This window comes from Mycolicibacterium doricum (assembly GCF_010728155.1).
Classification (GTDB): domain Bacteria; phylum Actinomycetota; class Actinomycetes; order Mycobacteriales; family Mycobacteriaceae; genus Mycobacterium; species Mycobacterium doricum.
The window spans coordinates 1,591,626-1,610,779 of sequence record NZ_AP022605.1 but is presented as its reverse complement, the minus strand read 5'-3'; the positions used below and the strand labels follow the sequence as shown (position 1 = coordinate 1,610,779).

Sequence of the window (19,154 nt, the reverse complement as noted above, 5' to 3'; positions counted from 1 at the left end):
GATTAGGCCTGCTGCTGTTGCCGGGACGCGGTGGAGCTGGCGAGTTTGGTCGGATCCGCGGTGACCTCGTCGATGACGTTGTGGATGAACCGCATCTTGTCGAGTACCGGCGGCGGCAGCACGAACGGGTAGAGGTCGTCGTGGCCCATCGACCGGTTGACCATGTTCAGCGCCCACGACAGCGGCAGCCACATCTCGATGATGGTGTCGAACCCGCTGGGACCGAGCACCCGTCGTTCGAAGGTGGCTCCGGCCGGCGCGAAGCCGAACGCCGCGGCGGTGTCCAGCGTGTCACGGATGTGCAGATAGTGGGCGAACGTCTCGGCCCAGTCCTCGGCTGGGTGCATGGTGGCGTACGAGGAGACGTAGTGCTCCTCCCACCCCGCGGGGACGCCCTCGCTGTAGTGGCGGTCCAGCGCCTGCTGGTAGTCCAGGTCGGGGTCGCCGAACAGGTCGGTGAACGCGGCGAGGTAGCTCGGCGACGGGCCGACAAGGCGGTAGAAGTAGTAGTGCCCGATCTCGTGGCGGAAATGGCCGAGCAGCGTCCGGTACGGCTCGTCCATCGCGATGCGCAGCTGTTCGCGGTGCACGTCGTCGCCCTCGGCGAGGTCCAGGGTGATCACCCCGTTGGCGTGTCCGGTGAACACCTTCTCGTTCTCGCTCGACAGCAGGTCGAAGGCGAGCCCGTAGTCGGGATCCTGGTCACGGCCGATGACGGGCAGTTTGAGCTGGTGCAGTTCGGCGATCAGTCGGCGTTTCGCCCGTTCGGCGAGGGCGAAGGCCGCCAGCGCCTTGGTGTCGGCGTCGTTGGGCCGCGTGCGGGTCAGCGCGCAGGCCTCACACAGCTGGGCGACCGGCCCCTTCTCCACGAGCCAGTTGCACTGCGCGAGATGCATGTTGGCGCACAACCGGTACTGCCGTGCCGATACCGCGCCAGCGTGGTCGCTCTCCTTCGGCGGGGCGATCACCAACAGTGCCATGTCGTCGAGTGAGAACCCCAGCGCGCTCCCGCAATTGAGGCACAGCGAGTTCTCGAACGCCAGCCGCTGACCGCAGTTGGGACAGTTGAAGTCCCGCATCAGCACAGTCCCCCGCCCACGGATTCGACGGGTGCGACGTCGACGGACACCTCGATCTCGCTGCTGTCGGAGTCGGTGTAGATGACCCCTCGCAGCGGCGGGACGTCGGCGTAGTCGCGGCCGATGCCCACCACGATGTACCGCTCGTCCTCCATCTGGTCGTTGGTGGGATCGAGCCCGAGCCACTGGTTGTGCGGTGTCCAGACCGACGTCCAGGCATGCGTCGCATCGATGCCCACCATGCGCTCCTTTCCGGGAGGGGGATCCGTCGCCAGGTAGCCCGAGACGTAGCTGGCGGCTAGACCGTTCGCGCGCAGGCAGGCGGCAGCCAGCCGGGCGAAGTCCTGGCATACCCCTTCGCGCGCGGCCAAAACCTCGTTCACTCTGGTGGACACGGTGGTGGACCCGGATCGGTAGGCGAAGTCGCGGTGGATCCGCGAGCTGAGGTCGCGCAGCACCTCGATCAGCGGCCGACCTGGCGTGAAACTCGGTGCGGCATAGTCGCGTACGGCCGCGGTGATCTCGGGTGGCCGCAGGTCGAGCATGAACTCGGTGGCCAGTGCGCCGTCGGGGCCTACCGGCCGGGCGATCTCCCACGGCGCCCTGGCCGATCCGCCCCTGTGGACGGTGTCCGACGGAGGATCCACTTCCACCACGGATCTGCTGGTGACGCTCAGCGTGCGATGGCGTCTGGTGACATGGAAATACGAGCTGAGGTTGCCGTACGTGTCTCGACTGGTCGAGCTGTCGGCGGCTTCGGGGTCGATCAGCACGTCGTGGCTCAGGCAACGCTGGCGCGCTGAATCCCTCGGGGTGAGGAAGCCACGCCCGTAGCTGTTGGTGACCACATCGGAATATCGGTACACCGTGCGGTGGGTGATCCGGTAGGTGCGGGTGCCCGCGGTGCCCTGGGTGAGATCGGAGCTCACGGGACCATCCGGCGTAAGGCCGGTCCCCACAACGGCTGCATACCGCCGGGCAGGGACAGGTGTGTCGCGGTGATGACGGCCGACAGCGCAGACAGATCGCGCTGCACGCCGTCGAGCAACTGGGCCAGTTCGACCCGTCGACCGTCGGCCGAGACGTATTCGAGGTCGGCCGGCTCGACGCGGCGCAACCGGGTGGCGAGGTCGTCGACGAGCCGCTCCGGACGCGATGCCCCCGATGTCCCCGGCAGTGCCCGCAAACCGTCCCGCAGCCGGTCGAACTGGTGGACCAGCGATCGCGGATTCCCCGCGTCGAATAGCAGAAGGTCGGCCACGGCGGCAACTCTGACCGTACCGAGCATGCGCCGCCGGTAGGTGACCGAGGACTCGCACGCCACCAACGTCGATTCGGTGATCGTCTGCTCGGCCTCCGGGCTGCGTGCCTCGACGAGTGTGGCGCTCAGCAACGCGGCGAGTCCGAGGCCGCGCTCGATGCGCTTGCCGATGTCCATCATCGTCCAGCCGGCGTCGCGGATCATCGACTCGGCCGCCACACCGGACAGCGCCAGCATCCCGGCCAGCGTCGCGCTGTGCGCGGAGGCCAGGTAGGTATCGCCTTCGGTCTTCGACTCCGGCGGCGCGGACGAGGGCCGCAGCACAGCACGTTCGACGGCGGAGAGCACCATCCACGTGTCGTTCGACAATTGGTCGCGCACCGCCCGAGCCGCCAGCCCCAGCCGTTCGATGGACTGGGCCAGGGATCCGGCGCGGTGGCGGTCTGCGGTGACAGCCCACAGGGTGGTCGGGGCGATCGCGATCATCTCGGCGTCGTCACCACCGGCACCGGCGTCGGTGCCGGTGAGCCGACCGAGCGCGGCGAGCAGCACCGGGACGCATGCGCTTGCTTCCATCCCTTGGCGGTAGCGGTATTCGTGATAGCGCTCGCGGGTGACGTCGAGCAGCCGGGCGGTGTACTCGGCGCGCTCGGCGTAACGGCCCAGCCAGAACAGATCCGACAGCACACGTGGGGAGCTGACCTCGTGGGCGCGGTGGGGGACGACCGGTGCCCGGGATGCCACGACGGCGGGCTCGGCGGGCACGATCCGCTCGGCGGTGACGCGGGCCGGCCTTCGGACCCAGACATCTTTGGCCGCAACGGTGTCCAACGTATACGAGTCGTTGCCGGGAGCCAGGAGGTAGCCGAGGCCGCCCACCATCGGCGCGTATCCGCCGCGCTGCGCCACCGTGAACAGCCGCATGCCGACGTCAGCCGCCGACAGCCCGCCGCTGCGGTGGACGGTCGGCGCCGAGGAGAACTGCGGCAGTTCCCGGCCGACCCACTGCCATGGGGCCGCGTCGATGCGCGCGACGACGTCGTCGCGCTGGCGTCGCGACAACGCCGGCCCGACGATGGTGTCCCCGCCGGTCACCGGCGTGAGTAACAGCGACCCGGCGTTGCTCAACAGATGTGAGCGTTCCAGCTCGATGCCGCCCCAGTAGACCGGCGCGGTGGCGAGCACCGGCGTTTCCCCGAGCAGCTCCGCGGCGAGCTCAGGCAGGAACCGCAGCAGCCCAGGGTTCTCGAGAACGCCGCTGCCGAGGGTGTTGACCACCGTGACCGTGCCGCGCCGCAACACCTCGACCAGGCCGACCACCCCGAGGCGGGAGTCGGCCCGCAGGTCGAGGGGGTCGGCGTAGTCGGCGTCCACTCGCCGCAGCACCACGTCGACCCGCCTGAGGGTGCCGAGCGAACGCATCCACAGCGCGCCCTCGCGCACCACCAGGTCCGGGCCCTCCACCAACGGGAAGCCCAGCACGCTCGCGAGGTAGGCCTGGTCGAACGCGGTCTCGGAGTGGATGCCCGGGCTGAGCACCACGACGACGGGGTCCTCGGCCGATTCCGGCGCCGCGTCGATCAGCGCCAGGCGCAGCGCCTCGGCCCACGGTGACGCCGGCCGCGGTCCGAGCTGTTCGTACAGTTCCGGGACGGCGTGGGCGACCACGCGGCGGTCTGCCAGCGCGTAACCCGCGCCGGAAGGTGCCTGGGTCCAGTCTGCGTTGACGGTGAACGAGCCGTCGGCCGTGCGGCTCACATCGCATCCATGCAGGAAGAGCTGTCGACGGCCGGGAATCTCGATGCCGCGGGCCGCGCGGAGGTAGCCCGGGTTGGCGAACACCAGTTGCGGCGGCAGCACCCCGCTGGTGATCGACCGCTGCGGGCCGTAGAGGTCGGTCAGCACCGCGTCGAGCAGCCTGGAGCGTTGCACAAGACCAGATTCCAGGAGGTCCCAGTCGTCGGCGGAGACCACCAAGGGAAGCCCGTCGAGGCGCCACGGACCGGCTACGGCGTCGTCGTCGGTGACCGCATCGCCGTGCTGGTCGACGTGGATGTAGGTGATGCCGTCGTTGTCGACCAGGCTGCGCACGACCGCCCGCAACTGGTCGAGCCCGCCGCGACCGCGTTCGACGACGCACTGCGCCAGCTCCCGCCAGGCGGGCCTGATCTGGCCCGCCTCGTCGACGAACTCGTCGTACCCGGAGCCGGCACCGCCCCGCACGTCGAACAACGCGTGCTGGGCGCGGGCGGCGCGGTAATCGGCGAGCACACCGTCGACGTCACCGCGTCCGGGTGCCCCCTGGGCAGACAGGACCATCACCGCAGCACCGTACGCACCCGGCCCAGGTCTGGGGTTACTGGCGCTCCCACGTCGGTCGACTGGCCGGCCTGCTTATCCCCCGGGTTCACGACGTCGATGCGGCCAGGAGTGGACCGAGAGAACTCAACTTGGCACCCCCGCCGCGATCCGGCTTCCACGGCGTCTACGGACAGGGTGTCGTAGGGCCGGCGGCCGGTGTGGGCGACAGGGACGTTGCAGCCGCCGCGGGAGGCGCCGGCGGCGGTGTCGACGATCTCCGACCGGACGTGTCCCTCGACGGTGATCGTCCCATGCGCTGATCCCATCACATGATGTACAGGAGCGCATTTTTCGTGACGATCAGTCCTGCTCGTGGTGGCGGCAGTCGGCGCACCTGCGGATCCACAGCACCAACACGCCGGCGGACACGATCCCAACGAGGTTGATCGAGAGTTGGGCGGCCGACTGCGCGGCGACATCCCAGTCGCCTACCGTGGCCGCCACCACGGCGAAACCTGCCGCGGGCACCGTCGTCACGGAGATGAACACACCTACAAGCGCAGCCGACTTCGCCGAGACCAACGACAGCATCCCGGCCGCGCCCGCCAGCAGCGCGACGACCAGGGAGAGCGGTCCCACCTGGAAGATGAAATCGACCTCGTCGAGGTCTCGGGTGCTGGCCAGCTTGATCCAGCCGACCCCCTCGCCGGCCAGTACCGCCAGCGCGGTGACGGCCATCGCGATCGGGAAGCCGATGAGCAGAGCGGCCAGTGCGCGCCGTGCCAGGTGTGTTCGGCGGCGCACCAGCGAGACCGCGAGCGCGGCCAGCGGGCCGAATTCCGGTCCGACGACCATGGCGCCGACCACGGTGACCGGCGAATCGGCGACCACGCCGACTGCGGCGATCATGCACGCCAGAGTGAGGAAGGAGACAAAGGTGAGGTTCAGCGTGGACTCTTCGCGGGTGCGGGCGGCGAGTTCATCCCATACCACCGCATCGGCGGGATCCCCGTCGGCCTCGTCCTCGGCGCGGTAGGCCCGAACCGACAGCACCGTATCCACGACATCGAGCGTGATCGCGCCGCGGTCCCTGACACCGAGGGACTTGAGCCCGTCGACCACCTCGTTGGCCGACTCGCGGGCGATATCGGCGGTGATCTCGTGGCCGCGCGGGTCGATCGCGGCGTCGCGATGGAAGACCAGGTGCACGACGCCGGGATTTTCGGCCAGCAGGTCCAGGACCGGCTCGCACAGGTCGGGTGGCGCGATCACCCGCAGATGCAGCACGCCTGAGGGTAGCTTCTTGGACGTGGCAACCTGGTCGGGTGTCGGAGACGTCGCGCAGCGACTCCCGGACACCGGCATTCAGTGCACCCACACCGGGATCTATCGGCGGGCCGGGGTACGACCAGCCGACGGCACCCCGTTGGCGCCGAACCTCCTCGACGATGGCCTGGTCGGAATCCTCGGGTGGCGCCTGGCTCGGCAACGATTGTTCTGGTCTTGCTGAGTCATGCTGGGTGCCACTTCGAGGGTATGGCGTCGATTCCCGATTCCCTGCGCTGCTGGGGAGTGATCGGCGCAGGCGCACCGGTCAGCGGATCGGTGCCGCCGCCGGACTTCGGGAACGCGATCACTTCGCGGATCGAGTCCATCCCGGCGAGCAGCGCGGTGATCCGGTCCCAACCGAAGGCGATACCGCCGTGTGGCGGTGCACCGAACGTGAAGGCGTCCAACAGGAAGCCGAACTTCTCCTGCGCCTCGTCGTGCTCGATGCCCATCATCGCGAACACGCGCTCCTGGACGTCACGGCGATGGATACGGATCGAACCGCCGCCGATCTCGTTTCCGTTGCAGACGATGTCGTAGGCGTCGGCCAGAGCGCTTCCGGGGTCGGTGTCGAAGTCGTCCTGAGATTGCGGCTGGGGCGCGGTGAACGCGTGGTGCACCGCCGTCCACGCTCCGGAGCCGACCGCCACGTCACCCGCCGCGGTCGCCTCCTCGGCCATCTCGAACAGCGGCCAGTCGACCACCCACGTGAACGCCCATGCGTTCGGGTCGATCACGTCGAGGCGCCTGGCGATCTCGATGCGGGCCGCACCGAGCAGGGCCCGCGACGACTTGACCGGCCCGGCCGCGAAGAAGATGCAGTCACCCGGGTTGGCGCCGACGTGGGAGGCCAGGCCGTCGCGTTCGGCGTCGGTGAGGTTCTTGGCGACCGGGCCGCCAAGCGTGCCGTCGTCACCGACCAGCACGTAGGCCAGTCCCTTGGCGCCGCGCTGCTTGGCCCACTCCTGCCAGCCGTCGAGCGTTCGGCGCGGCTGCGACGCCCCGCCGGGCATCACGACGGCACCGACGTAGGGCGCCTGGAACACCCGAAAGGTGGTGTCGGCGAAGAAGTCCTTGCACTCGACGAGTTCGAGGCCGAACCGCAGATCGGGTTTGTCGGAACCGAATCGGCGCATCGCCTCGGCGTAGGTGATGCGTGGCAGCGGCGTGGGCAGATCATGGCCGATCAACGCCCACAGCGCCTTGAGGATCTCTTCGGACACCGCGATGACGTCGTCGGCGTCGACGAAGCTCATCTCCATGTCGAGCTGGGTGAACTCGGGCTGGCGGTCGGCGCGGAAATCCTCGTCGCGATAGCAACGCGCGATCTGGTAGTACCGCTCCATGCCCGCGACCATGAGCAGTTGCTTGAACAGCTGCGGGCTCTGCGGCAGCGCGTAGAACGACCCTGGTTGCAGACGCGCGGGGACCAGGAAGTCACGCGCCCCCTCAGGGGTGGACCGCGTCATCGTCGGCGTCTCGATCTCGACGAAGTCGTGACGCGCCAGCACCTCGCGGGCGGCAGCGTTCACCTTCGACCGCAATCGGATGGCGTTGCCGGGGCCGTCCCGGCGTAGGTCGAGGTAGCGGTACTTCAGCCGGGCTTCCTCACCGGCCTCGTCGTCGAGCTGGAACGGCAGCGGGGCGCTCTCACCCAGCACCGTCAGCGTGGTGGCGTTCACCTCGATGCCACCGGTCGGGATCTCGGGATTCTCGTTGCCCTCCGGACGGACCTCCACGACGCCTTCGACGGCCACACAGAACTCGGCCCGTAATCGGTGAGCCGCCTCGAGGACCGCGCCTTCGCGGAATACCACTTGAGATACCCCGGACGCGTCGCGCAGATCGATGAAGATGACGCCACCGTGGTCGCGGCGACGCGCCACCCATCCGGCCAGCGTCACTTTCTGACCGGCAGCGGCGGGTCGCAGCGATCCGGCGGCATGACTGCGCAGCACAAAGAGCTCCTGGGGATGAGTGGGCTTGGGACAACGGCCACAGTGTAGTTGGGGCCCTCGTAATAGTTGGGGCCCTCGTAGTTGGGGCCCTCGTAGTTGGACGCTTGTGGCATTCGGCGCCGTGGCGCTCCCCGCCGGTAGCTTGGGGATCGTGACCACCCGCATCGCAGTCGTCGGGCCAGGTGCCATCGGCGCGACCGTGGCCGCCCTGCTGTACGAGGCCGGCCGGCCGGTGCTGCTGTGCGGTCGCACCGCCCGCGCCTTGATCGAGGTCCGTCCCGAGGACCGGGAGCCGATCGTGGTGCCCGGGCCGGTGCACACCGACCCCGCCGACGTCGACGGCCCGGTCGACGTGGTTCTGCTGGCGGTCAAGGACACCCAGAACGAGGCGGCCGCACCCTGGCTGGGGCGACTCTGCGACGACCGCACCGTGGTGTGCGCACTGCAGAACGGTGTCGAGCAGACCGAGCGGGTCGGCCGGTTCTGCCCAGGGGTGACCGTGGTCCCGGCCGCGGTGTGGGTCTCGGCGGAGGTGGAGCCACCGGGGTGGGTGCGAATCCGGACCGAGGCCCGGTTGGTGCTGCCGGACAACGACGCTGCCGCGATGCTCGCCCGCGCGCTGGGCACCCCGCACCTCGGCGTCGAGTGCGATCCCGACTTCCTCACCGCGGCATGGCGCAAACTGCTGGTCAATGCGGTCGTCGGTCTGATGGTGCTGACCGGACGCCGGTCGGGGATGTTCCGCCGCCACGACATCGCCACGCTGGGCCGCCGCTACCTGGCCGAGTGTCTGGCGGTCGCACGGGCCGACGGTGCCGGGCTCGGCGACGAGGTGGTGGACGAGGTCATCGGGATGCTGGCCGCGTCGCCGCCGGACATCACCACGTCGATGCTCACCGACCGCGAGGCCGGGCGGGCCCTGGAATGGGACATCCGAAACGGCGTGATCGCCCGCAAGGGAGCCGCCTACGGTATCGCGACGCCGATCAGCGACGTCGTGGTGCCGCTGCTGGCCGCCGCCGGCGACGGTCCGGGATAGCGGCCTGGAATCTACCGTCGTCGCGGCGGAATCGGGACGACGCTCGGCCGGCCGGTGGTGTACGGCTGTTCCAGTGCTTCCTGCGGCGGTACGCCGGCGAACGGTTCGCCCGTTAGTAGATTCCGCTCCACGCCTGCCGGCGCACCGCGTCCGGATCGTCGACGGACTCGTCGCGCATCGAGCGGATCACCCGCGTGCGCCGGCGGACCGAGTCGTAATGCGGCCAGTCGTCGCGCCACTGCTCACCGTCCTCCCACCCCCGGGTCGCGAAATCGAGCCACGTCCGTTGCATCCGCCGGCCCACCGACGGCAGCACGCGCCGACCCAACGGATGCAGTTTGCGGCCGAGATACGACGCATAGCTGTGCTGGACGTGGACGATCTCGCTGCCGTGGGTGGCGCCCAGGCCAAGCGCCCGAAGCGTCCAGGTGGTGTGGTCGAAGCGGTAGACGTACGTCGGCGCGTGGGCGCTGTAGGCATCGGTGAATGCCCACGTCGGGGCACCGAACATGACATCGGAGCCGATGGCGACCAGCGCTTGACGCCGCGGATGGGCCGGATAGGCCGCCAGGAGCCGCTCGCGGGCGTGCGGGGCGCACCGCCGAATCCACGATTCCGCGGCGGCGGGTGTGGTCGGCAGCATCGGCGGCTTACCCCACGCGAACATGGAAGCCTCGTGACTGTTGGTGCCGATGATCAACGGCACCGGATGGACCGTACCGGCACGGGCTGCAGCGATCGGGTGCTCCGGTAGCAGGTCGACACCGTAGGTCAGTCCGTAGGCGAGCGTTGGTGTCTCGGCCACGCTCTCCAGCTGGAGGCGACCCGCCGCCCGGCGCAGTGACCGCTGAGGTGCGGATTTCACCTGCGCGACATCGAGCCCGAGCAGCTCGAGGAACCGCCGCGCACGGTGGCTGCGGGTGTCGCGGTCGGCGATCAACGGCAACGCCGGGCTCTGTGCGATCGCCCGGGCGAACAATCCCCCGGCGGCAGGGCAGGCCAGCAACGCCAGCACCGACGTCGCGCCCGCCGACTCACCGAACACCGTCACGCGGTCGGGGTCACCACCGAACGCGGCGATGTTCTCACGGACCCACCGCAGCGCGGCAAGTTGGTCGCGCAGTGCCAGGTTGTCGTCGAACCCGTCGCCGAGCGCGCTCAGGTCCAGCCCGCCGAAAGCCCCGATCCGGTAGGTCACGTTGACGACCACGACGTTCCCGTTCGCCGCCAGCCGAGATCCGTTGTAGAGCTGCAGTTGGCCGGCCCCGTAGACAAACGCCCCGCCGGGGATCCAGACCATCACCGGCAGCGCTGCCGTCGTGTCCGGGGACCACACGGTCAGCGTCAGGCACGCCTCGTCACGGAGCTTCGGGTCGTCGCGTCCACCGCCCACGAATGAGCGGCCCTGCGGCGGGATCGGCCCGTGTTCGAGCGCATCGCGCACGCCGCTCCACGGTTCGGGCGCAATCGGTGCGGCGAAGCGCAGCTCACCCAGCGGCTGGCGGGCGTACGGAACGCCGCGCCAGACGTGTACACCGCCTTCGGTGGTGCCGCGTAACCGGCCGAGCGTGGTGTGCGCGACGGTTCGATCATGGGCGACGGCAGACACACCCGAATCGTAGTGTGGGATTCTGAACGCCGGCGCTGAGTCGCGCCTCCCCGAGGGCGGATGGAGTCTGCGATGACCTTCAACGAGGGCATGCACATCGACACCAGCACCAGCTCGAGCACCGGTGGCGGGCGGGGAGGCGGTCGCGGCATCGCCGTCGGCGGTGGGTCGGTGGTCTGCTGATCGTGGTCATCGCATGGTTTTTCGGTGTGGATCCCGGCACGGTGCTCCCGCGACAACAGCGGATCTCGACCGAGGGCGTCGAGACGCCGGGCTTCGACCTCAGTCGGTGCAAGACCGGCGCCGACGCCGACGAGTTCGTGCAGTGCCGGGTGGTGGCGGAAGGACCCACCGGCGGGAGTGTGCGGACCGAGTTGCAGGCCGACGCCTACGCAGGCGTGTGGGCGCACTACGCGGCGGTCACCAAGCAGGAGAGCATGGGGGCACCCTTCCTCGAACCGTTGACCGACAACCACATCGCCGACGCGTTGTCGACTGCATCGGCGGTCGGCGACGACCGGATCCAGGAGGCCGCGACCGGCCGGGTCAATCCCGAATCGTGGACCCACGGCTCGTCCGAACAGCGGCAGAAGTGGTTCACGGTCGGCTATCAGACCGGCGATCCGGCGAAGTGCGACACGTTCGCCACCAACGACCTTGGCTAGGCGCCCGACGGCGGTCGACGGGGTCGCCGAACGCTACCTCGACACGCTCGCCGCACTCGATCCCTGTATGGCAACCGAACTGGGCATCGCCGGTGGCGACCGCAACTACGACGAGGACATCACCGACTACTCCCCCGACGCCGTCGCCGCCCGCGCCGAAGCCGCCAAGTCGGCGCTCAAGGAACTACGTGCCGTCGTCGCGGTGGACGAGACCGACGCGGTGACCGCCGCCGCGATGCGCGAACGGCTCGGCGTACTCATCGACATCCATGAGGCCGGCCTAGACATCGGTGAGCTCAACGTGATCGCCTCGCCGCTGCAGACCATGCGCGACGTCTTCGATCTGATGCCGACCGACACCGTCGAGGATTGGGTGGTGATCAGCCGGCGACTGGCGACGTTGCCGGACCGGGTGCCCGGCTATGCAGAGGCGCTGCGTACGGCCGCGGCAGACGGGCATCCGCCGGCGATCAGGCAGGTGCAGCGGGGCGTCGAGCAGGCCGCCGAGATCGAGCAGTTGTTCGTCGACATGGTGGCCGGCGCCGCACCCGACGCACCGGCGCTGCAGGACGACCTCGACCGGCGCGCTGCCGCGGCCGCGTCCGCCTATCGTGATCTGGGGCGGGTGCTGCGTGAGGACATCGCCCCGCACGCCCGTGAGCGTGACGCCTTCGGCCGGGACGCCTACCGGTTGTTGTCGCGGTCTTTCCTCGGCACCGAGGTAGACCTCGACGAAACCTACGCGTGGGGCCTCGAACACCTCGGCGCGATCGTCGCCGAACAGAGGATCGTCGCCGAGCGGCTTTATCCGGGTGCGGGAGTGGCCGAGACGATCCGGCGCCTCGACGACGAACCGCGCTATCAGGTGCACGGCACCGATGCGCTTCAGGCGTGGATGCAGGATCTCTCGAACCGCGTGGTGGACGCCTTGGCGGACACCCATTTCGACATCGACCCAGCACTGCGCAACCTGGAATGCCGGATCGCCCCGACCCATACCGGCGGCATCTACTACACCGGCCCCTCGGAGGATCTCACCCGTCCCGGTCGGATGTGGTGGTCGGTGCCTCCTGGGAAGGAGACCTTCCACACCTGGCAGGAAACCACGACCGTCTATCACGAGGGGGTGCCGGGGCATCATCTCCAGATCGGGCGTGCCGTCGTGCTCGCCGACCGACTCAACCGCTGGCGGCGGCTGGGCTGCTGGGTGGCCGGCCACGGTGAGGGCTGGGCACTCTACGCCGAGCGGTTGATGGCCGAACTGGGTTGGCTCGAAGACGACGGCGCACGGATGGGCATGCTCGACGCTCAGGGGTTCCGGGCGGCACGGGTGGCGATCGACATCGGCGTGCACTGTGAGCTCACCGCGCCGGACGGCCGCACGTGGGACGCCGAGCGAGCGTGGGATTTCCTGACGCAGCACTGCGCGCAGTCGGAGATGACGCGCCGTTTCGAACTGGACCGCTATCTCGGCTGGCCGGGGCAGGCACCGTCCTACGCCGTGGGTCAACGAATCTGGGAGCAGCTGCGAAACACCATGTCGGCCCGCAGCATGCCGCTCAAGGAGTTCCACAGCCGGGCACTCGATCTCGGGGGAGTGCCGCTCGACGTGCTGCGCTCGGCGCTGGTCGGCGAACTCGCGTGACACCCGCCGACGCTCCGATCGAACCGGGCGCCAGGACTGGACGTGGGTGCTGTCGCGGCCCGGTGCGTAATTAGAACAGCGTCGGCTGCACCGGGCCCCCGGCGACGGGGACCGAGCCGGCGCGCGGTTCAGTGCCTCGCGGACTACCGGTCAGCCCGTGTCTGGCCAGCAGCGGTGCGGCGCGGGCGCGCAGCATCTCGCGATAGTCCGCGGGCAGATAGGCGCCCCGCCGGTAGAGCGCGCGGTACTGCCCCACGAGTTCGGGGTGAGTGCGGGCCAGCCACGCCATGAACCATCCGCGCGTGGAACCACGCAGGTGCAAACCGAACACGGTGGCACTGCGCGCACCGGCCGCCGCGATTGCGCCCAGCAGCGCGTCGAGGTCCGCCACCGAATCGGTCAGGCGAGGCAGCACGGGCGCCACCATCACATGACAGTCCAGGCCGGCTTCGCGGATGGCGTCGATCAGCGCCAGGCGCGTGTGCGGTGAGGGCGTTCCGGGTTCGACGTCACGGTGCAGCTGCGGGTCCCCGACCGCCAGCGAGACCGCCACGCTCACCGGAACCCGTTGCGCCGCCTCGGCGATCAGCGGCAGATCCCGGCGCAGCAGGGTGCCCTTGGTCAAGATGGAGAACGGGGTATGCGAATCCCGCAGAGCCGCAATGATTCCCGGCATGAGGGCGTAGCGCCCCTCGGCGCGCTGATAGGGGTCGGTGTTGGTGCCCAGAGCCACGGTGTCCCCCGACCACGACGGCCGGCGCAGCTCCCGGCGCAGTACGTCGACGACGTTGGTCTTCACGACGACCTGGGTGTCGAAGTCGGTGCCGTTGTCCAAGTCGAGGTACTCGTGAGTGGGGCGCGCAAAGCAGTACCGGCAGGCGTGCGAACAGCCGCGATAGGCGTTGACCGTGTACTGGAAGGGCAGCATCGACGCGTTCTGGACCTTGTTCAGCGCCGACTTGCACAACACCTCGTGGAACGTCATCCCTTCGAACTGCGGCGTCCGCACACTACGCACGAAGCCGATCCGCTGCAGCCCGGGCAGCGCGCCATCATCGACCTCGACACTTTGACCAGCCCAGCGCATGTCCCTAACTCGAACATACGTTCGATACCTTGTCAAGGCGGATGCCTCGATTCACCGGGGCGGGGTCTCCCGTGCTAGCCTGATCGGAGGATGCTTTCTGCATTCGTACGTAAGTCGAAAGAAATCAAGATATGACACAGGGAACCGTTAAATGGTTCAACAGCGAAAAAGGCTTCGGCTTCATCGCTCCCGACGGCGGCTCTGACGACGTCTTCGTCCACTACTCTGAGATCCAGGGCGGCGGCTTCCGCTCGCTCGAGGAGAATCAGCGGGTCGAATTCGAAATCGGACAAGGTGCAAAGGGTCCGCAGGCTACCTCGGTGACCGCGATCTAGCAGATACAAACGAATTGTGGGCCGCCGGATCACTCCGGCGGCCCACAGTCGTTTCAGGGGTGCAACGTCACCGATTGTCCTTGTCCGGCGCGTCCGAGAACACCGGATTCTGCACGGGCACAGAGGATTCCTGCGCCGGACTGGGCTCGTTGACCACGGGGTGCGAGAAAAGATCGCCGTTTTTCATTGGTGAAAACTCCTTCAAGAGTTTCTACTGAGCGGCCGTCATATCGACCGGAACACCGCTGACATGAGCGGCTCACCCGCCACTCTACCCTTCTCCCCTCGCCGTGGCGATCCGGGTCCGATCACCAGGCCACGCAGCATTGCGCGTCACTTCCGCCGTCAGACTGCGCGACGCCACACTTTCGACTGCGATCTCGCAGTGGAAGTTCGGCGGAACGCGAAGGGCACCGCTCGCACTGACCAGCGCCCACCGAGCGGGGTCGTCGAGCGTGGTCTGGAATACCCACGGAACACCCGGCTGCAGCGGCACTTTCACATTCGTCAGACTCTTCGACGAGTGCGAGTCGAAGTCCGACCGGCGCGGCGGCTCGCTCGCCAGGTAGTAGAGCTGCGCGTGCCGCACCGTTACACACTGCGATCACCATTGGGCGGGTGTCCAGCAGGGTTAATTTCTTCGTCACACACAGTCATTCCCCAGAAACACCGGCCGCTTAACGTGCCGATGCGGCACTGCCACGGTGCCTGCGGGCCCCCACGCCGTCGACTAAGGGAAAGGCTCCACATGCGACTACCAGGACGCTCGCTCCACAGATCGGCTCTCGCCGCGGGAAGTCTGGTGGCGGTGACCAGCCTGTTGCTGGCGGGCTGCGGCTCCAAGGCCAGCGACACCGACGCCGCGAGCGCTGAGTCCTGCGTCGACGCCTCGGGCCCGAACATCAAGGTGGGCTCGCTGAACTCGCTGTCCGGCACCATGGCGATCTCGGAGGTCACCGTACGCGACGCCATCAAGCTGGCGGTCGACGAGATCAACGGCGCCGGCGGGGTGATGGGCAAGCAGATCCAGCTCATCGGTGAGGACGGCGCCTCGGAGCCGACGGTGTTCGCGGAGAAGGCGGAGAAACTGATCAGCAGCGACTGTGTCGCCGCGGTCTTCGGCGGCTGGACGTCGTCGAGCCGCAAGGCCATGCTTCCGGTGTTCGAGAGCGCCAACTCGCTGCTGTACTACCCCGTGCAGTACGAGGGCCTCGAAGCGTCGAAGAACATCTTCTACACCGGCGCAACCACCAACCAGCAGATCGTGCCCGCCCTGGACTACCTCAAGCAGCGCGGCGTCAAGTCGCTGTACCTGGTCGGCAGCGACTACGTCTTCCCGCAGACGGCGAACCGGATCATCAGGGCCTACGCCGAGGCGAACGGCATCGAGATCAAGGGCGAGGACTACACCCCGTTGGGCTCGACGGACTTCTCGACGATCGTGAACAAGGTCCGCACCGCCGACGCGGACGCGGTGTTCAACACCCTCAACGGCGACTCCAACGTCGCGTTCTTCCGCGAGTACAAGAACGTGGGACTGACCCCGCAGGCGATGCCGGTGGTGTCGGTGTCGATCGCCGAGGAAGAGGTCGGCGGCATCGGCGTGCAGAACATCACCGGTCAGCTGACGGCCTGGAACTACTACCAGACCATCGACACCCCGGTGAACAAGGCATTCGTCGAGGCCTACAAGAAGGCCTACGGCGCGAACAAGCCCACCTCCGATCCGATGGAGGCGGCCTACGTGTCGGTGTACCTGTGGAAGAACACCGTCGAAAAGGCGCAGTCGTTCGACGTCAAGGCGATTCAGGACAACGCGGGCGGCGTTTCGTTCGACGCACCGGAGGGCAATGTCACGATCGACGGGGAGAACCACCACATCACCAAGACCGCCCGCATCGGCGAGATCCGCCCAGACGGTTTGATCTACACGATCTGGGAGTCCCCCGGACCGATCGAGCCGGACCCCTTCCTGAAGTCCTACCCGTGGGCCGCCGGGCTCTCCAGCTGAGCCACCCGTGGACATCCTGATCGGGCAGCTGGCAACGGGACTGAGCCTCGGCTCCATCCTGCTGCTGGCTGCGCTCGGGCTCTCACTGACCTTCGGTCAGATGGGCGTCATCAACATGGCCCACGGCGAGTTCATCATGGCCGGCTGCTACACCGCCTATGTGGTGCAGCAGGTGTTCACCAGCGCCGGTGGGTCACTGCTGATTTCACTCGTGGTCGGGTTCATCGTCGGCGGTACCATGGGCGCGCTCCTCGAGGTGACGCTCATCCAGCGGATGTATCACCGCCCGCTGGACACGCTGCTGGTCACGTTCGGTGTCGGCCTGATCCTGCAGCAGATCGCCAGGGACATCTTCGGCGCCCCAGCGGTGAACGTCGTTGCGCCGTCATGGCTTTCCGGTGGCGTCGAGATCCTGGGCGCAGTGGTGCCGAAGACGCGCATCTTCATCCTGGTGCTGGCGGTGGTCTGCGTGGCGGTGCTGGCGACCGTGCTCAAGACCAGCCCGATGGGACGGCGCATCCGGGCGGTCGTCCAGAACCGCGACCTCGCGGAGACCAGCGGGATCTCGTCGCGCAAGACCGACATCACGACGTTCTTCATCGGATCCGGTCTGGCCGCCGTGGCGGGGGTGGCGCTGACCCTGATCGGGTCGACCAGCCCCACCACCGGACAGAGCTTCCTGATCGACGCTTTCCTGGTGGTGGTCGTCGGGGGCCTCGGGCAGATCAAGGGGACCGTCATCGCGGCGCTGGCGCTCGGCTTCCTGAACTCGTTCATCGAGTACAACACCACCGCGTCGCTTGCCAAGGTGATCGTCTTCGTGCTCATCGTGATCTTCTTGCAGGTCCGTCCCCAGGGCCTGTTCACCGTTCGGACAAGGAGTCTCGTATGAGAACCCTCGTGGGACGCTGGCAGACGTGGGCGGGCTTCGGCGTCGCGGCGCTGCTGCTCTTCGGGATCGCTCCGGCTGTCCTGTCGGACTTCCGGCTCGGCCTGCTGGGCAAATTCCTCTGCTTCGCGATCGTCGCGGTCGGCATCGGGCTGGCCTGGGGCCGTGGCGGCATGCTGGTCCTCGGCCAGGGCGTGTTCTTCGGCCTCGGCGGCTACATGATGGGTATGCACCTCAAGATCTCCGACGCGCAGCTGCGCGGAGAAGACGTGCCCGACTTCATGCAGATCGCCGGGGTGCGCGAATTGCCCAGCTACTGGGCCCCGTTCGCGTCCCCCGCCTTCACGCTGCTCGCCATTGTCGTGATCCCGGCCGGTATCGCCGCGGTGCTGGGGTTCGGGGTGTTCAAGCGCCGGGTCAAGGGGGCCTACTTCGCGATCCTGTCCCAGGCCCTCGCGGCGGCGCTGGCGATCCTGCTGGTCGGGCAGACCGGGCTGGGAGGGAGCAACGGGCTCACCAACTTCCGGACGTTCTTCGGGTACGCGCTCAACGATCCGATCAACAAGCAGATGCTGTACTTCATCGCCGCGGCCGTCCTGCTGATCGTCGTCGCGGTGGTGCGGCAACTGATGCAGAGCCGCTACGGTGAACTCCTCGTGGCGGTGCGTGACGGAGAGGAGCGGGTCCGCTTCCTCGGCTACGACCCGGCCAACATCAAGGTCGTCGCGTACACAGTGGCCGCGCTGTTCGCCAGCATCGCCGGTGCGCTGTTCACGCCGATCGTCGGCTTCATGGCACCGTCGCAGGTCGGCATCCTCCCGTCCATCGCGTTTCTCATCGGGGTCGCGATCGGTGGGCGCACCACCCTACTGGGACCGGTGCTCGGCGCCATCGGCGTGGCCTGGGCACAGACGCTGTTCTCCGAACGCTTTCCGTCGGAGTGGATCTACGCTCAGGGCCTGCTGTTCATCGTCGTCGTGGGGTTCTTCCCCGCCGGGTTCGCCGGGCTCGCCGTGCTGCTCAACCGGCGCAGGAAACGCGAAGCCGATCCCGCCCGACAGGACTCGAGCCTGCAGTCGAACCCCAACCCGGACACCGAGAAGGTGGGAGCGCCGACATGACCACCACCACCGACCGGGACCCGGTCCCCGGCGGCAACGCCGGTATGGGCGCCGAGTACCTCGAGGTCAGCGGGCTGACCGTCGATTTCGACGGCTTCAAGGCGGTCAGCGACGTGAACCTGACCCTCTTCCAGGGTGATCTGAGGTTCCTGATCGGGCCGAACGGGGCGGGTAAGACGACGGTCATCGACGCGATCACCGGTCTGGTCAACGCCTCCGGTTCGGTCAACAAGTCCGGCGTCGAACTGCTCGGCAAGAAGGTGCACCAGATCGCCAAACTCGGCGTCGGACGCACCTTCCAGACGGCGAGCGTCTTCGAACAGCTCACCGTGCTGCAGAACCTCGACATCGCCGCCGGCGCGCATCGGTCGGCCTGGACACTGCTGCGCCGCAGGAACGGCGTGTCACCGGCCATCGCTGAGGCGCTGCACACCGTCGGCCTGACGGAGATGGCCGACAAACCCGCGGGCGTCCTGGCGCACGGGCAGAAGCAGTGGCTCGAGATCGGCATGCTGCTGGTCCAGAACGCCGACGTGCTGCTGCTCGACGAACCGGTCGCGGGAATGAGCACCGAAGAACGCGAAGAGACTGGAAACCTCTTGCGTCGCATCGGGGGTCAACGCACCGTTGTGGTCGTCGAACACGACATGGACTTCATGCGCGCCTTCGCCACCTCGGTCACCGTCCTGGCCCGCGGCCAGGTGATCGCCGAAGGGTCGGTCGCCGAGGTGCAGGCCAACCCGAAGGTGCAGGAGGTGTACCTGGGCACCGCGGCGGCGGGTGCGGACGATACCGCCGGCGAACTAGTCGGGGAAGGTGACTGAC

Annotated in this window: 16 protein-coding genes and 1 pseudogene; 9 read left to right on the top strand and 8 right to left on the bottom strand. The window is 68.1% G+C overall.

The window, feature by feature from the left end:
- Positions 1-2: 2 nt before the first annotated feature.
- From G6N07_RS08065 to G6N07_RS08045, 5 genes are read right to left on the bottom strand one after another with little or no spacing between them, the layout of a single operon-like run.
- Positions 3-1,079: a zinc-binding metallopeptidase family protein gene (locus G6N07_RS08065; RefSeq protein WP_085191140.1), complete on the bottom strand. Its 1,077-nt coding sequence runs from the start codon at positions 1,077-1,079 to the stop codon at positions 3-5.
- Positions 1,079-2,008 carry a transglutaminase family protein gene (locus G6N07_RS08060; protein WP_085190784.1) on the bottom strand — a complete coding sequence of 310 codons (930 nt, stop codon included), beginning with the start codon at positions 2,006-2,008 and terminating at the stop codon, positions 1,079-1,081. The genes G6N07_RS08065 and G6N07_RS08060 overlap by 1 nt, the downstream gene beginning before the upstream one ends.
- Positions 2,005-4,659 (bottom strand): circularly permuted type 2 ATP-grasp protein, encoded by a 2,655-nt coding sequence (locus G6N07_RS08055; protein ID WP_085190786.1) that lies wholly within the window; start codon positions 4,657-4,659, stop codon positions 2,005-2,007. The genes G6N07_RS08060 and G6N07_RS08055 overlap by 4 nt, the downstream gene beginning before the upstream one ends.
- Positions 4,659-4,967: a transglutaminase family protein gene (locus G6N07_RS08050; RefSeq protein ID WP_085190787.1), complete on the bottom strand. Its 309-nt coding sequence runs from the start codon at positions 4,965-4,967 to the stop codon at positions 4,659-4,661. The genes G6N07_RS08055 and G6N07_RS08050 overlap by 1 nt, the downstream gene beginning before the upstream one ends.
- A gap of 34 nt (positions 4,968-5,001) precedes the next feature.
- Positions 5,002-5,928 carry a DUF389 domain-containing protein gene (locus tag G6N07_RS08045; protein WP_085190789.1) on the bottom strand — a complete coding sequence of 309 codons (927 nt, stop codon included), beginning with the start codon at positions 5,926-5,928 and terminating at the stop codon, positions 5,002-5,004.
- 22 nt (positions 5,929-5,950) lie between these two features.
- Here G6N07_RS08045 and G6N07_RS08040 point away from each other — a divergent pair, with 22 nt between their 5' ends.
- Positions 5,951-6,151, top strand: coding sequence for a hypothetical protein (locus G6N07_RS08040; RefSeq protein WP_163784139.1), 201 nt, complete (start codon positions 5,951-5,953; stop codon positions 6,149-6,151).
- Between the two features lies 1 nt (position 6,152).
- On the opposite strand, the gene aspS is transcribed toward G6N07_RS08040, so the two are convergent.
- Entirely contained in the window at positions 6,153-7,928 is a 1,776-nt protein-coding gene (aspS, locus tag G6N07_RS08035) for an aspartate--tRNA ligase (RefSeq protein ID WP_085190791.1), read from the bottom strand.
- A gap of 151 nt (positions 7,929-8,079) precedes the next feature.
- On the opposite strand from aspS, the gene G6N07_RS08030 reads away from it, so the two are divergent.
- Positions 8,080-8,967 carry an oxidoreductase gene (locus G6N07_RS08030; RefSeq protein WP_085191141.1) on the top strand — a complete coding sequence of 296 codons (888 nt, stop codon included), beginning with the start codon at positions 8,080-8,082 and terminating at the stop codon, positions 8,965-8,967.
- A 112-nt stretch (positions 8,968-9,079) separates the two neighbouring features.
- Here the strand turns inward: G6N07_RS08030 and G6N07_RS08025 are convergent, their stop codons facing one another.
- Positions 9,080-10,576, bottom strand: a complete 1,497-nt coding sequence (locus G6N07_RS08025; protein ID WP_085190793.1) for a carboxylesterase/lipase family protein — start codon at positions 10,574-10,576, stop codon at positions 9,080-9,082.
- Positions 10,577-10,648: 72 nt separating this feature from the next.
- On the opposite strand from G6N07_RS08025, the pseudogene G6N07_RS08020 reads away from it, so the two are divergent.
- Positions 10,649-11,241, top strand: a pseudogene (locus G6N07_RS08020) (neutral zinc metallopeptidase).
- Entirely contained in the window at positions 11,234-12,886 is a 1,653-nt protein-coding gene (locus tag G6N07_RS08015; RefSeq protein ID WP_085190795.1) for a DUF885 domain-containing protein, read from the top strand. The pseudogene G6N07_RS08020 and the gene G6N07_RS08015 overlap by 8 nt, the downstream one beginning before the upstream one ends.
- A gap of 70 nt (positions 12,887-12,956) precedes the next feature.
- Here the strand turns inward: G6N07_RS08015 and G6N07_RS08010 are convergent, their stop codons facing one another.
- Positions 12,957-13,973 (bottom strand): Rv2578c family radical SAM protein, encoded by a 1,017-nt coding sequence (locus tag G6N07_RS08010; protein ID WP_085190797.1) that lies wholly within the window; start codon positions 13,971-13,973, stop codon positions 12,957-12,959.
- Positions 13,974-14,104: 131 nt separating this feature from the next.
- Between G6N07_RS08010 and G6N07_RS08005 the strand changes: the two genes are divergently transcribed.
- The 5 genes from G6N07_RS08005 (at position 14,105) to urtD (ending at position 19,153) form a co-directional block, all read left to right on the top strand.
- Positions 14,105-14,308 carry a cold-shock protein gene (locus G6N07_RS08005; protein WP_011559693.1) on the top strand — a complete coding sequence of 68 codons (204 nt, stop codon included), beginning with the start codon at positions 14,105-14,107 and terminating at the stop codon, positions 14,306-14,308.
- 748 nt (positions 14,309-15,056) lie between these two features.
- A complete protein-coding gene (gene urtA, locus G6N07_RS07995; protein WP_085190799.1) occupies positions 15,057-16,319 on the top strand; it encodes an urea ABC transporter substrate-binding protein in 1,263 nt (420 codons plus the stop codon).
- Positions 16,320-16,326: 7 nt separating this feature from the next.
- Entirely contained in the window at positions 16,327-17,211 is an 885-nt protein-coding gene (urtB, locus tag G6N07_RS07990) for an urea ABC transporter permease subunit UrtB (RefSeq protein ID WP_085190801.1), read from the top strand.
- Complete coding sequence (urtC, locus tag G6N07_RS07985; protein ID WP_085190803.1) at positions 17,208-18,329, top strand: urea ABC transporter permease subunit UrtC; 1,122 nt, start codon at positions 17,208-17,210, stop codon at positions 18,327-18,329. Before urtB ends, urtC begins: the two co-directional genes overlap by 4 nt.
- Positions 18,326-19,153, top strand: coding sequence for an urea ABC transporter ATP-binding protein UrtD (gene urtD, locus G6N07_RS07980; RefSeq protein ID WP_085190805.1), 828 nt, complete (start codon positions 18,326-18,328; stop codon positions 19,151-19,153). The genes urtC and urtD overlap by 4 nt, the downstream gene beginning before the upstream one ends.
- Position 19,154: the final 1 nt, after the last annotated feature.